At 48.3% G+C, this 13707-nt stretch carries 13 protein-coding genes; 3 read left to right on the forward strand and 10 right to left on the reverse strand.

Features of this window, described 5'->3' with window-relative positions:
• Positions 1-3 precede the first annotated feature (3 nt).
• Positions 4-585, reverse strand: a complete 582-nt coding sequence (locus SB24_RS08225; protein WP_007409047.1) for a TerD family protein — start codon at positions 583-585, stop codon at positions 4-6.
• A gap of 23 nt (positions 586-608) precedes the next feature.
• On the reverse strand, positions 609-1205 hold the full coding sequence (locus tag SB24_RS08230; RefSeq protein WP_015239102.1) for a TerD family protein: 597 nt from the start codon (positions 1203-1205) through the stop codon (positions 609-611).
• 275 nt (positions 1206-1480) lie between these two features.
• Between SB24_RS08230 and SB24_RS08235 the strand changes: the two genes are divergently transcribed.
• A complete protein-coding gene (locus tag SB24_RS08235; RefSeq protein WP_007409045.1) occupies positions 1481-2476 on the forward strand; it encodes an LLM class flavin-dependent oxidoreductase in 996 nt (331 codons plus the stop codon).
• Positions 2477-2520: 44 nt separating this feature from the next.
• Here SB24_RS08235 and SB24_RS08240 read toward each other — a convergent pair whose 3' ends face one another.
• The 6 genes from SB24_RS08240 to SB24_RS08265 form a co-directional block, all read right to left on the reverse strand.
• A complete protein-coding gene (locus SB24_RS08240; RefSeq protein ID WP_007409044.1) occupies positions 2521-3360 on the reverse strand; it encodes a metal ABC transporter permease in 840 nt (279 codons plus the stop codon).
• The gene (locus SB24_RS08245) at positions 3318-4013 is read right to left on the reverse strand and encodes a metal ABC transporter ATP-binding protein (RefSeq protein ID WP_003156655.1); all 696 of its coding nucleotides are present in this window, start codon (positions 4011-4013) and stop codon (positions 3318-3320) included. The genes SB24_RS08240 and SB24_RS08245 overlap by 43 nt, the downstream gene beginning before the upstream one ends.
• Before the next feature lie 54 nt (positions 4014-4067).
• Complete coding sequence (locus SB24_RS08250) at positions 4068-5027, reverse strand: metal ABC transporter substrate-binding protein (RefSeq protein ID WP_031378693.1); 960 nt, start codon at positions 5025-5027, stop codon at positions 4068-4070.
• Between the two features lie 184 nt (positions 5028-5211).
• Positions 5212-6891: a glycoside hydrolase family 13 protein gene (locus SB24_RS08255; protein ID WP_039252865.1), complete on the reverse strand. Its 1680-nt coding sequence runs from the start codon at positions 6889-6891 to the stop codon at positions 5212-5214.
• A gap of 83 nt (positions 6892-6974) precedes the next feature.
• Entirely contained in the window at positions 6975-7754 is a 780-nt protein-coding gene (locus SB24_RS08260; RefSeq protein ID WP_039252868.1) for a glucose 1-dehydrogenase, read from the reverse strand.
• A gap of 115 nt (positions 7755-7869) precedes the next feature.
• Positions 7870-8991 carry a response regulator aspartate phosphatase gene (locus tag SB24_RS08265; RefSeq protein WP_033575143.1) on the reverse strand — a complete coding sequence of 374 codons (1122 nt, stop codon included), beginning with the start codon at positions 8989-8991 and terminating at the stop codon, positions 7870-7872.
• Between the two features lie 109 nt (positions 8992-9100).
• On the opposite strand from SB24_RS08265, the gene SB24_RS08270 reads away from it, so the two are divergent.
• The gene (locus SB24_RS08270; protein ID WP_015416743.1) at positions 9101-9604 is read left to right on the forward strand and encodes a peptidoglycan L-alanyl-D-glutamate endopeptidase CwlK; all 504 of its coding nucleotides are present in this window, start codon (positions 9101-9103) and stop codon (positions 9602-9604) included.
• Here SB24_RS08270 and SB24_RS08275 read toward each other — a convergent pair.
• Both SB24_RS08275 and SB24_RS08280 read right to left on the reverse strand, forming a co-directional pair.
• Entirely contained in the window at positions 9601-10959 is a 1359-nt protein-coding gene (locus tag SB24_RS08275; protein WP_015416742.1) for a YcdB/YcdC domain-containing protein, read from the reverse strand. The genes SB24_RS08270 and SB24_RS08275 overlap by 4 nt on opposite strands.
• Before the next feature lie 200 nt (positions 10960-11159).
• Positions 11160-12560: a YcdB/YcdC domain-containing protein gene (locus SB24_RS08280; protein ID WP_039252871.1), complete on the reverse strand. Its 1401-nt coding sequence runs from the start codon at positions 12558-12560 to the stop codon at positions 11160-11162.
• 126 nt (positions 12561-12686) lie between these two features.
• On the opposite strand from SB24_RS08280, the gene SB24_RS08285 reads away from it, so the two are divergent.
• Complete coding sequence (locus tag SB24_RS08285; RefSeq protein WP_015416740.1) at positions 12687-13682, forward strand: DUF5105 domain-containing protein; 996 nt, start codon at positions 12687-12689, stop codon at positions 13680-13682.
• Positions 13683-13707: the final 25 nt, after the last annotated feature.

The following is a 13707-nucleotide window of genomic DNA, read 5'->3' on the forward strand; positions in this document are numbered from 1 at the left end:
GGTTCAGCCGATTTGCAGGCCGTAATCTGTCGCAATACGGGCCAGTCCGCCTTGGTAGCCTGAGCCGATCGCGGAAAATTTCCATTCGCCGTTATGTCTGTAAAGCTCCCCTGCGATAATGGCTGTTTCAATTGAGAAATCTTCAGCCAGATCATAGCGGATCAGCTCCTCATTTGTCTCTTCATTGACAATGCGCACGAACGCGTTGGAAACTTGTCCGAAGTTTTGGCCGCGCGCTTCCGCTTCATGAATCGTGATGACGAATGAAATTTTGTCAATAGCCGCGGGCACCGCGCTCAGGTTGACTCTTACGCTTTCGTCATCGCCTTCGCCCTGGCCTGTCAGGTTGTCGCCTGAATGTGCGACAGAGCCGTTTCCGCCTTCAAGCTGATTATAGAAAATGAAATCATCAGGCGACGCGCATTTTCCCGCTTCATTTAATAGAAAGACGCTGGAATCTAAATCAAAATCATGTCCGCCGTCGTATTTGTTTGTATCCCAGCCAAGGCCGACAACGACTTTAGAAAGACCCGGATTTGTTTTAGTCAAATCTACTTTTTGTCCTTTTGCCAATGAAATTGCCATGTGTGCACTCTCCTTTTTATCGTTTAGGCGTATCGGTTAACGATATCGCCGATTTTTGTATCGTTTGTGCCTTCTCCTACTGCGGCGAATTTCCACTCGCCGTCCTGGCGGTAGATTTCAGCCGCGATCAGGCTCGTTCTGCCTGAATAGTTATCTCTTAAATTGTAAGTCACCAGTTCTTCGCGATTAGCCTGATCAACGACGCGGATGAACGCGTTTTGAATCATGCCGAAGTCCTGTTTTCGTCTGACGCAGTCGTAAATATTGACGACAAACACAAGTTTATTAATCTGAGCGGGCACCTTCGCCAAATCGATGAGAATTTGTTCATCATCGCCGTCGCCTTCACCCGTCAGGTTGTCACCCGTATGTACGACACCGCCGCACCGGCTTTTCAGATTGCCGAAATAGATGACGTTTTTGCTGTCTGTCATTTTATCATTTTCAAGCATCAGTACGGAAGCGTCACAGTCGATATTGGCACCGCCTCCGCCGAACAGCTTTCCGAAAAAGCCCCCGGATGATACAGGGTCCCAGCCGAGTCCGACCAGCAGTTTTGACAGGCCGGCTTTTCCTTTTGTTAAATCAATCCGCTGTCCTTTTTGTAAAGAGATCGCCATATGATTCACTCCTATTCTGTAAGGGTGCCGCTAAGCACGCCGCAAGTGCGCATTTTTACTAAATTCCGGGACAAGAATCCCGGTGTTTATTAAGATATACGTCTTTTATTATATCAAAGTTTCATAAAACATAAGAATTTTTGGCGAAAAACGGCGAAAAATTACTTCCTATATTCTCCTTCGTTCCGGAGAGAATAGAGAAAACAAAGAAATTGACGAAGACTGAACATTTTTCCTATCCTTGTATCAATACATGTCAGTAAAGGAGCAGACGAGTGATTGATTTAAGCATACTTGATCAGGCGCCCGTATCCAAAGGAAACGGGCCGCACGAGACGCTCCGCCGTTCAGCGGAGCTCGCCCGTCTCAGTGAAGGATGGGGCTATAAGCGGTACTGGTTTGCCGAGCATCACGGCACAAGAGGGCTCGCAAGCGTTTCGCCGGAAATTATGATCGCTCATACCGCCGCAGCCACAACGTCCATCCGTGTCGGATCAGGCGGCGTGCTGCTGCCGCAGTACAGCCCCTATAAAGTCGCGGAAACTTTCCGTCAGCTTGAGGCGCTGCACCCGAACCGGATTGACCTTGGGGTCGGACGCTCACCGGGCGGCACGACGAAAATCCGGCTCGCCCTCACAGACGGGGTAAAGAAAAGCATGACCGAGTTTAACAGGCAGCTTCAGGATTTATCATCCTTTCTGACAGATTCGGTTCCCTCGGACCATGCTTATGCAGGAATAAAAACAGCGCCTTTGATTGAAACAGCCCCGCAGCTTTGGGTGCTCGGCCTCGGGGAAAACAGCGCCAGACGCGCCGCTCTTCAAGGTGCGGGCTATGTCTTCGGCCATTTCATTAATCCGGAACGCGGGGAAAAAGCTTTTCAGATCTATCGGGACCATTTCCGGGCCTCCGCCCATTTTTCCGCTCCCGCCTCGCTCTGTGCCATTTTCGTCATATGCGCGGCTACGGATGAGAAAGCGGAAGAACTCGCCTTAAGCCAGGATTTATGGCTTCTTCGTGTCGGAAAAGGCGCCGACAGCCGCGTGCCGAGTGTGGAGGAAGCGAAAGCTTATCCGTATTCGCCGGAGGACCGTAAACAGATAGAAGAAAACAGGAAGCGGATGGTGATCGGCTCTCCTGCCGCAGTGAAACGCCGTCTGCTTGAACTTTCCGAGCGGTATCAGACAAAAGAGATGATGGTGCTGTGCAACGTCTTTGATTTCGAAGCAAAAAAAGAGTCATATGAGCGTCTTGCTGATATATTTCTGTGAAAAAAAGCCGTCAAACGGAGCAGCAGATGAGACTGCTGCACCGCTTAACGGCGGTTTTTTCGTTCTTTTCCTTTTTTAAACGCATTCCAAATCCCCTGCAGCGTAAACCCGAGCAGAAGCAGAATGATTAACAGTAAAGTGATTGACGGCCCCGGAGGCGTTCCGAGCTGGTACGAAGACGTCAGCCCCATGAACACACTGAAAAGAGAAATAATAATGGCTGCCGCAAACACCCATTTAAACCCTTTGGCGATACGGATTGCAAAAGCCGCGGGCAGTACGAGGAGCGCGGAAACGAGCAGCACGCCGATAATCGGAATAATGACCGAAATCGCCAGCCCCGTCACGATGCTGAATGACATTGACAGCAGGTTTGTGTTAATGCCTGATGTCTTCGCCGTCGCCTCGTCAAAAGTAAGCAGATAGAGCGGTCTGTTTAATATAATGAAATAAAGCAGAATCAGCAGGGTAATGCCTCCGATAATATAGACCTGCTGCTGGCTGACCGTGACAAGCGATCCAAATAAATATTGATCGATGCTCATCGACGCGCCGCCTTTTGACAGACTGATCAGAAACATCGCAAACGACAGCCCGGCCGCCATTAAGATTGCGATAGATACCTCGGAATATGTACGGTACGCCCGCCGCATGTATTCAATGCCGATCGCTCCGATCGTGACGACAACGATGCTCGCCGCCGTAATATTGGTACTGAGAAAAAAACCGATGGCCACGCCCGACAATGAAATATGAGACAGCGTATCCGCCATCAGCGCCTGTCTTCTCAGCACGAGATATACGCCTAATATCGGCGCCATAATTCCGATCATGCTTCCCGCTAGAAAAGCTCGTCGCATGAATTCCAAGTCAAACATTTCCATCCGCCTTTTTCCCCCCTTTCAAGCCGTATGACTTTATCCAGATACTGCTGTACTTCGTTTTGTTCGTGTGTCACCATGACGACGGTGCGGTTGTGATTTTTCACCTGATGGTGCATAAATTCGTAGAAACCCTGTCTGCTTTCATAATCAACCGCGGTTGTCGGCTCATCAAGCATCAGCAGATCCGGATTGCTCGCAAGCATTCTCGCAATGCAGATTTTCTGCTTCTGTCCGCCGGATAAATCGCCGATTTTCCGGTGGCGGAAATCCCACATTTCCACCATCTTCAGCGCGTTTTCCACCTCGTGGTGATCCGTTTCGTTCAATCGTTTAAACCATTTTCCTTTCGTATAACGGCCTGATTGCACAAGCTCCAGAACCGTGCTTGGGAATCCTGCGTTAAATGAAGAAATCTGCTGCGGAACATAGCCGATTGTCAGGCGTTTTCCAGCTGCGTTTTTTTTACTGATCTCGGCCGTTCCTTCCCAAGGTCTGAGCATGCCGAGCATGACTTTCATCAGCGTCGATTTTGACGCGCCGTTCGGCCCTGTAATGCCGACGAATTCGCCGCTTTTAATTTCCAGCGACACGCCGTCAAGCACCGGTGTATGCGAATAACCAAAAACGATATCCTGTAATGTAACGAGATTCATGCTGACCTTCCTTTCCCGCATAGAAATAGTGTGCACCCCGCGGCGCACACTATGTTATTTAACCAATAGCGAATCTTTCAGTGCATCAAGGTTTTTCTCCATAATGTCGATATAACCGATGCCTTTATCCCGTTCTTTTTGGCTTAAACCTTCCAGTGTATTGAGCACTTCCGTTTTCGCGCCGATTTCACCGGCAAGTGTATCTGCAACTTTAGGCGATGCAACTTCTTCAAAGTAGATGATCTTCACATCATGCTGTTTGGCAAACGTTTTGAGATCCGCCAGTTTGGCCGCACTCGGCTCTTCTTCAGGAGAAAGGCCTGCAATCGCGACTTGTTTTAAGCCGTATTCTTTGGCGAGATAGCTGAATGCCGCGTGCTGTGTGATCAGTTCTTTTTTCGCCGCTTTATTTAATGTTGTACGGTATAGTTTATCAAGATCCTGCAGTTTTGCAATATATTCTGTACTATTTTTCTCATAGTATGCTTTATTCTTCGGGTCCTGTTTTACGATCTGCGCCGTAATGGTTTTGACCTCTTTTTGCGCAAGAACCGGGCTGAGCCACACGTGAGGGTCCATGCTGTGGCTGTGGTCATGACCGCCGTGTCCATGTTCCTCTTCCTCTTCATCCGAACCTTCGAGTAAGTCAATTCCTTTTGACGCCTTTACAAACTTCGCATGATCAGAGCTCATGCTTTTTTCCGCTGAAGGAACCCATGTCTCCATATATTCGCTGTTGTATACGAAAAGATCGGCGTTTTGAATGCCGGCGATATCCTTCGGCGTCGGCTCCCAATCATGGGGTTCGACCGAAGACGGGATGAGAATGTCTACATCGCCTTTGTCTTTGACAATTTGTTTCGTGAATTCGTACATAGGATAAAAGGTCGTCACGACGTGCAGTTTGCCGCTTTTCGAAGAACCTGACGAACCTTTTGAAGATGAATTGCCGCAGCCCGCCGCGATTAAAAAGCATGCCGCAATGACAATGATTCCGCTCCATTTTTTAAACAAGCCGTTTCCCCCTGTTCTGTAAATCAGAATGATGACGATTTCCAAAGCGTTCTTTCTCGTTCATTTGTTACCTATACCATAATAAAACGAAGTAATTACGTTTTGCAAGATATTTTTTTCTAAATTAATATCCAATTTACCTAAAAAACCCCGCCATGTATGGACGGGGGAGTCCTATCACATATCAGGCAAGCAGATAAACTCTTGTTTCGTATGGGCGGAATGTGATGCGGGATTCCGTGCCGCCGTCATTATCATAGTTGCTGAGAAGCAGCTCGGCCCTTTCAGGTTCGGAACCGTCCGGCCAATAAAAAGCGGCTTCTTCTTTCGATACGTTGCTGATGGACATGAGTTTTTGTCCGTTTGCCTGTCTTTCATACACGAACAGCTGCGGGTCATCAGGAAGCAGCAGCTTGTAGCTGCCTTTTATGATATCAGCATACTGTTTTCGCAGGCGGATCAGTTTTTTGTAAAAGTTCAATATAGAATCGGGATCATCCTGAGCCTCGGCCGCATTGACGGTTTTGTAATTGGGATTGACCGCGAGCCACGGTTCGCCCTCCGTAAATCCGGCATTCTTGCTGCCGTCCCACTGCATCGGTGTACGGGCATGATCCCGGCTTTTCGCCATAATGGACGCCATGACTTCTCCCCTGTTGCGGCCCATTTCAAATACCCTTTTATGATACATATTGACGGTCTGAATATCTTGATAATCCTCTATTCTGTCAAACGGAGCGTTTGTCATGCCGATTTCTTCCCCCTGGTAAATGTACGGCGTGCCTTTCATGAAATAAAGCAGGGCGGCAAGCATTTTGGCGGATGCTTTGCGGTATGTGCCTTCGTCTCCGAAACGGGATACGATCCGAGGCTGGTCATGATTGCACCAATACAGCGTGTTCCAGCCTCGATGTTCCAGTTTTTCCTGCCAGTCTGTGAGCACCTTCTTCAAATCGGACAGCTCAAGCGGTTTTACATCCCAATGCTCTTGGCCCGGCTTTTGATCAAGCTCCATATGCTGAAAATGAAAAATCATATTCAGTTCATGCTCATCGGTTCCCGTGTAGACCAGCCCCTCCTCAGGCGTCACTGATCCGGCCTCGCCGACCGACATCACGTCATATTTGGAAAACACCTCTTTCGTCATTTCTTTTAAGTAATCGTGTATCCGTGCCCCGTTTGGCCGGAAAGGCTTCGGATCGGCCCGGCGGGCGATGTAATCTTCATATGGCGGCAAATATTCTTTTTTTGACAGAAGATGGAGCTGGTCTATACGCAATCCGTCCACGCCTTTATCGAGCCAAAATCTCATCATCTCGTACACGGATTGCCGAACCTCGGGATTTTCCCAATTCAGGTCGGCTTGTTTGACGGCGTTCATATGCAGGTAATATTCGCCCGTATGTTCTTCGTACTGCCAGACGGATTGTCCGTAATCCGACACCCAATCGGTCGGCGGGCCGTCCGCGGTGCCCGGCCGCCAAATATAATAATCGCGGTATTTGCTGTCCGGATTCATTTCCGCCTCTTTGAACCAAGGATGCTCCGTGGAGGTATGATTTAAGACGAAATCCATCACAAGCTTTAATCCGCGGCTGTGGGATTCTGTAAGCAGATCGTGAAAGTCCTCCATCCTTCCGTAAGATTCCATAATCGCTTGATGATCCGTCACATCGTAGCCGTTATCGACGTTTGGCGACGGGTAAATCGGGCAGATCCATATCACATCAGCGCCAAGTTCTTTTATATAATCGAGACGCGCGATAATCCCCCGCAGGTCGCCAATGCCGTCGCCGTTCGTATCTTGAAAGCTTCGCGGATAGATTTGATAGACAACGGCGTCTTTCCACCAGTCATTCTCCATCTTGCGGCCCCTCCTGTTTTTTAGAGAACCATTTCCTTTATAATCCTTCCCTAAACAAAAAAGAGAAGGTTTCCCCTCCTCTTTTAACTTTCCAGCTGAGACGGATAAAGCGTCATGCCTCCGTCGACGAAAAGTGTCGTTCCGGTTACGTAACTCGCTTCTTCCGACACCATCCATGCGGCGGCCGCGGCGACTTCTTCCGGTTTTCCGAAGGCGTTCATCGGAATTTTTTTCAGCTGGGCCTGTTTATGTGTTTCATCTTCCAGATCCTTATTGGACTCCGTGGCGATCGTGCCGGGAGCGATGGCATTCACCCGGATGCCTTTGTCTGCGTAATTGAGCGCCATCGTTTCCGTCATCATTTTGATCCCGCCTTTGGATGCCGAGTACTGCACGTTTTCAGGACGCGGTATTTGCTGATGAACGCTCGATATGTTTAAGACCGTTCCTTTTTTGCCGCGTTCGAGCATATGTTTCAGTGCCGCTTTCGCCCCCAAAAAGGTGCCGGTCACGTTGACGTCGATGACCCTTTGCCAATCCTCCAGGCTCATTTCATGGGGCATCGCTTCGGCCCCGTTAAAGCCGGAATTGTTAACCATCACGTCCACACCCCCGAAATGCTCCTGGGCGGCATCAAACAGCGCCTGAATCCCTTCTTCTGAGGATACATCGGCTTTTACGGTGACGGCTCGGCCTCCCGCTTTCTCAATGATGTCCGCCGCTTCTTCCGCTCCGGCGGAATCACCGAGGTAGTTCACAACCACATTCATCCGCTCCTTGCCGAAGCGTTCGGCAATGGCCTTTCCGATTCCTTTCGAAGAACCTGTTACGATCGCTGTTTTTCCCTGTAAATCCTGATACATTGTCTCATTTCCTCCCTGATGTTAATACAGAGCATGTACCCGGTTTTAATCGGCTGAAAACAAAAGAGATCATAAAAAGAACGATGAAGCCGAAGCTCCCTCGTTCTTTTTTTCATTATGCGTAGTTGTTCATTTGCAGCCTTTTTTGCACGCCGACAAGCCTGCTGAAAAAATAAGATGCCGCTTTGTAGTTCTCCCGTTGATGAAAGAAATGAGCCGCGTCCTGAAGCAGTTCCTCTGTGTCAGCCAACAGCTCTTTTGATTCCAGGATGTCAAAATACTCTTTGAGCGAATCCTGTCCGCCTTCCCCCTGATAAAGCTCTTTAATCAGACGGAATTTCGTCATATAGATCTCATCTTCCCACTCCGCCGCGCTTCTCATGCCCCGCGCGCAGCTGGCGGCGGCTTCACTGTATTTTTCCGTTTTAAAGTAGATATGCGTGAGTGAAAAAACAGCTTGGATGACCTGCCGGAAGCTGTGTGCTTCAAATCCGGCAGCCGCCCGTTCAAAATCCTCCGCCGCCTTGCAAAAGTCACCCAGACTGTACATACAGTGCCCGATATTATAATAGGCCGCAGCAATCATATATTGATCATCAAGCCGCTCCGCGTGTTCCAAGGCGCATTCGAGGTATTCCAGGGCTTTTTTATGCTGCTGGGCGTCCATCAGATTTCCGGCAATGATAAATTTGCACTGCACCCTTCTCATTCCGTATAATTCATATTTCTTGTAAATATCAAGCGCCTGCCCCGCGTAATTCATCGAAAAGAAAGTCTGCTTGATATGATAGTACACCTCAGAAATTTTATACAGAAACTCGGCTTTCTCTATGTCATCTTCCACATATTCAAGCTTTTCCTCAGCCCGCTTATAATGAGAAATCGCTGAGATGAAGTTTTTCTGCTTAAATTCATACATTCCCCTGAAATAGTAAAAATAATATTCCAGTAAGCCGGTCAGCTTTTGCTGGTTCATCTCAATCTCAGTGAGCATTTCAGAGAACGGAGGCTGGCAGTCGCCGTCTTTCATGGGTTTTAATTTATCCAGCATGATGCGGTGCCGAAATTCCATCAATGAAAAATACAACAATAAATCCTGGTTCTCTTCCATATCTTCGAGTTCATATTGAATCTCCCGCTTCAGCGCTTCAGCTTGATCGGCTTCAAACGCGCGGATCAGCTTATACCATTCATTCATCTTTACGGCCACTTCTTCAGATGGAATTTTGGATTTCATAGATTTGCCTCCTTCCTCCGGCTACTAATTATGTTATATTTTATCATAGCAAATTTATGGCAGTGAGCAAACAAAGATTTTAATCAATTAAAGAAAGAGAGAATTCATCATGAAACGACCAGTCAGAATTGCGCTGCTTTTGATCCTCTTCTTTTCCGCAGACCTATGTTTTTCCTATGTGCAGAAAGAATTGAGGCCGCAGACGGCATTACAAGACAGAGCCATTCCAAGCGCTCTTCATCCGCTCGTGAAACAGAATGCGGAGCTATTGCAGACGGCCGCTCTGAAAAAAGGCATCACCGTCATTATCACAGAGGGTTTCAGATCAATTGAGGAACAAAACGAATTGTACCGTCAAGGACGTTCAAAAAAAGGAAATATCGTCACCTACGCAAAAGGCGGGGAATCTTACCACAATTACGGCCTTGCGATCGACTTCGCCCTGCAAAAAAAGGATGGAAGCCTGATTTGGGATATGACGTACGACGGAAACCGAAACGGCACGCCCGATTGGCTTGAGGTCGTATCGATTGCCAAAACGCTCGGTTTTGATTGGGGAGGCGATTGGAGAGGCTTTAAAGATTATCCTCATTTACAAATGATCCCTGGCTAATAAAACCTTTTCTTTTTTCGCTTTTGCGCATCAATGTACGGAGGATAGACAGGCCTGTACACAAGCTTATATCCTTCATTGCCGGACGGCGTAAAATCGCGCTGCCACTCCAGCCGCAGATGGAAATCGGATAAAAAAGCGGCCTTTGCTTCTTCGGGAGTAACGGCCGGCACCGGATTGATCTTCTCCAGCTGCTCCGGGTCAATGTCAGGCGCCATGTAAGCTTCCACAAGCCCCGTTACGGGACTGACAAGTATTCTCGCAGCGCCGAACCGCAGCGGAATATCCTGATGCCATACGGAAAAATGGAAGCGGAACCTGCCCCTTCCGTCCGTTTTCAGCGGGTTCATTTTAAAAAACTCGTCCGCTCTCGGATAAAGTTTGTATAAAAATTGAAGCGCGACGGTCTCACACTCTTCCGCAGAATAAAAGGCCGGGCCCTGATGCTCAATAAAAGATTTAAAGGCTGTCATTTTCCCTGTCTTTTTGTCCGTTTTCATCTTCATTGTATTTTTGTTGCTGCTTTCAAAATAGCTTTCGATACTCAAATCTTTCCGTTCCGGAACCGATCCTTTCCGCCATGTCGTTCCGATCTCATCCCCGAGATCGCGCCGGCGCGTCTGAACCATATCCGAGGTAAACCCCATTAATTCATCCAGGCTGATTTCCCGTTTATGTTCAAACGCGGGAAGCGGTTTTGCCGGCTCATTCCTGTCTTCGCAAAGCTGCTGATCCGGCACGATATCATCTTCACCGGCCGGATAGCTGTAAGCCGGCAGAATCGGTTCATAGACGAGACGCGGTATTTTCTCAAAATTGACCACATCATAGACGAGACTGAATGTCAGCACACTCATATAATGCGAGACGACTTTTTCCCGATCGACGAATGTTTCCGGGACGGGCGCTTCACCCTTATCCCCGTAATAGATAAACTGCACGACGAAGCCGCTCCTGGTTACATCAACGAAAAAACCTGAATCGGGAAGCGGCCGGCCGAGCACTTTTTTTGTATAGATAAATCGGATGCACCCATTGCGTTCTTCCCTCGCCTGAAAGATGAAATTCATAAAAGTAAGCGGGCGGTGTCTCGCCGCAAACCGAAGAGCCGTCAGCTTTAATTCGGCGTCTGACAGCTTCATGTCTGAACTCGGACAGTCGTTGCGTGAATAGGTAAGCAAAGATCCGTCGTCGCCCAGCTCAATCGTGACCGTTTTATCCGGATGGTTACGATCTTTCCATATATAATAGGCTTTCGTTTTTTGTTTTTCATCATAATCTTCTATTTCAAGCTCATAGTCCGGCGGTATGTTCCCGATTTCCAGCGCTTTTTTTCTCAGATGTTCTTTCAGCAATGGGGTCATCCTTTCAGAAGAGTGTATAAAAAAGAACTGTTTTTTATTATATAAAAACGTCCTTATCCTTTTAAAGGGAAGAAAGTGCCTTTTATGTGTCTATTTTTAGCAAAGAGGGAAAAGAGCCGTATTCAGAGCGGCTCTTTTTCATACAAATGTCACATTCCCCGTGAAAGCCCCGGGACGAACGCCCATGACCTTCAGCCTATTAAACTCGTGATCGCTTCCCCTGTATGAGCCTCAATAAACCGCGGGAAAACCGGCTTGTATACGAGCCTGTACACTTTTCCGCAGCTGTCGTCATCGTAACAACGATCCCAAGCGAGCTCGGCTTTGATGGCCCGGCGGATCGCGTCCTTCGCCTCTTCCATTGTCAATGAAGGAACGGGATCGATTTCCTGGAGCTCTTTCGGATCAATTTCCGGCGGCATATAAAAAGTGACAAGACCCGTCTTTTTGCTGACACAGATTCTCCCCTCTCCGAATCGCAAATCAACGCCGTCCGAACAAGCCTTATATGTAAGTCCCACGTTTTCTCCTTCATCATCCGGTTCATCATATTGAACCCGGAAATACTGATCCGCTTCCGGAAACATGGCGAATAAAAAGCGGATGGCCATGTGATGGCATTCTTCCTCGGAAAACACCGATTCGCCTTCAACTTTTATAAATGACATCACCCCGGTGAGCCGGCCCGATTCTTTATCATACCTTGTTTTCAATACGTGTTCATTCCGTTCTTTAAACAGACTTTCCAAGCTTTTATCTTCCCGCACGGATTTTGTTTTTTCAGGACGCCAGGCAATGCCGATACAGCCCTCTCCAAGATCGCTTTCCCTATCTTTATAAAAACCGTCGTGCAGCCCGATCATGTCATTGATGCTCATCTTTTCCGCTTCAGGTGCAGGGCGTGAAATCGGGACATACGGCCGCGTTTCGTCTTCCAGCTCTTCATATTCGTCTAATTCTGCATTCTCTTCCTTCAGGTCGGCCGATATCGGCCGCGTCGGAGACACGATTTCATAGACGAGATGGGGCTTGTCATCCCCCTGCACATAGACGGACTGATGCAGGACGGTGAACAACAGCTCTGCTTCAATATGTTTGACAAAGTGAGCCAATGCTTCCCGCTTGTCCGCAATTGTCTCCGGTCTTAACAGATCATCGGCCTTCCCATGGTAAGAAAAGCCGGTTACTTCCCCTGTCACAGCCAGGTCGATGTAAAACCCGGTCAGCGGAAGCGGCAGACCGTCAGCCATCTGAACATAGGAATATCTCACATCGCCATCATTTGCGGGTCCGTTTTTTTCCGGTTCAAACTCAGCCAATGCCCCCGGACGATGGGTTTCTAAAAACGCCCGCATCCGTTCTTCTATGTCCGATTCCGAAAGAGCCGGCAGATCAGTCCGGAAAGCCGGACGGGATAAGTATTTCAGTTTTCCGTCCCGGTCTAATTCGACCATGATGCCGGCTTCCGGATCATTCTTATCTTCCCACCAAAACAGAACCTCATCTTCCTGGTATTCTTCCACATTACTCTCGTAGCGGGCAGGTACGTTTCCGATTCGGAGAGCCAGCTGTTTCAATTCTTCTTTATTCATCATAACACTTCCTTTTCTTCCAAAAAGATTGATGATTACCAAGACTCTTTTATACAAAACTAGTATAATTAACCTGTCCGTCTTCATGACTATCGAATTAATCATTAACAACAGGGGGTAAACCAGATGTCCATCAAAAAAATGAGCGCCGTGTTTTTCATTCTGCTTCTCACGGCATTTACCGCCGCGTGCAGCAGCGAAACGAGCGGCGGCCAGGAAAGCAGCACGGCGAAAGTGAAAATAAAAGAGACGGCATGGGCCGCTTCAGACGATACTGAACATCCGGCCGCGCTGAAAGTAACGGTCACCGTCAAAAATACGGGCAAAGACCCGCTTACCGTCAAAAGCAGCGACTTCTCGCTTTATCAGGATGACGCGAAAACAGCCAAGGCCGATAAGGAAGACTTGATGCAGAGCGGCACGCTTCATGCCGGTAAGACAGTGACGGGCAATCTGTACTTCACAGCTGACGAAGGCAAATCCTATGAATTGGTATATCAGCCGCAGGCAAAAGACGCGAAGCCTTTATCTTATAAACTGAAAGTCAAAGGCACAGCCTCCAACGCAAAACCTGACCCGGCGGACGCATTATCCGCATACATTGATGTGATGCTGTACGGCAAGCACAATAAAGATTTCACCCGCCTGACCGGTGTAAATGAAAAAATGACGGCCGCCGCATATCAGGAATCGGCGAAAGCCAGCTTTATCGCTTCTGCAGGCATTTCACAAGAACAGGCGGATTCAAAAGCCATTTCCGCTATTATTGACGCCATGTCATCAGCGCTTCGGGATAACACAGAGCTCAAGGTGCATACCAAATCCATGTCAGGCAAAAAAGCCGTCCTTGAAGCAAAAGTGACGCCGCTTGATATGTCTCCGCTTGCGGGCCAGCTGCAAGACCGCGTGCAAGACTATGCCGGAAAGCACCCTGATGCTGATGAAAACGAAATTGTCAGCCACCTGCTTTCTGTCTATCCGGAAGAGTTTATGCGCCTCAAACCGGCTTCTTCTTCTGTTACAAGAGAAATCGAGATGAAGAAAAACGCCCGCGGCCAGTGGTATCTGGATACAGACGCCGATCTGGAAGGATTGACAGAAGCGTTTTTGAAAACGTCCTGACAACAAGAAAGGAAATAGCGCAGGC

It is taken from the genome of Bacillus sp. Pc3 (assembly GCF_000815145.1).
GTDB lineage: Bacteria > Bacillota > Bacilli > Bacillales > Bacillaceae > Bacillus > Bacillus velezensis.

Bases quoted from the DNA above. Each gene is read 5' to 3' on its own strand.
- SB24_RS08285 (WP_015416740.1), top strand. From the start codon at position 12,687: ATGTCCATCAAAAAAATGAGCGCCGTGTTTTTCATTCTGCTTCTCACG.
- SB24_RS08270 (WP_015416743.1), top strand. From the start codon at position 9,101: ATGAAACGACCAGTCAGAATTGCGCTGCTTTTGATCCTCTTCTTTTCC.
- SB24_RS08280 (WP_039252871.1), bottom strand. From the start codon at position 12,560: ATGAATAAAGAAGAATTGAAACAGCTGGCTCTCCGAATCGGAAACGTA.
- SB24_RS08255 (WP_039252865.1), bottom strand. From the start codon at position 6,891: ATGGAGAATGACTGGTGGAAAGACGCCGTTGTCTATCAAATCTATCCG.
- SB24_RS08265 (WP_033575143.1), bottom strand. From the start codon at position 8,991: ATGAAATCCAAAATTCCATCTGAAGAAGTGGCCGTAAAGATGAATGAA.
- SB24_RS08225 (WP_007409047.1), bottom strand. From the start codon at position 585: ATGGCAATTTCATTGGCAAAAGGACAAAAAGTAGATTTGACTAAAACA.
- SB24_RS08240 (WP_007409044.1), bottom strand. From the start codon at position 3,360: ATGGAAATGTTTGACTTGGAATTCATGCGACGAGCTTTTCTAGCGGGA.
- SB24_RS08230 (WP_015239102.1), bottom strand. From the start codon at position 1,205: ATGGCGATCTCTTTACAAAAAGGACAGCGGATTGATTTAACAAAAGGA.
- SB24_RS08245 (WP_003156655.1), bottom strand. From the start codon at position 4,013: ATGAATCTCGTTACATTACAGGATATCGTTTTTGGTTATTCGCATACA.
- SB24_RS08260 (WP_039252868.1), bottom strand. From the start codon at position 7,754: ATGTATCAGGATTTACAGGGAAAAACAGCGATCGTAACAGGTTCTTCG.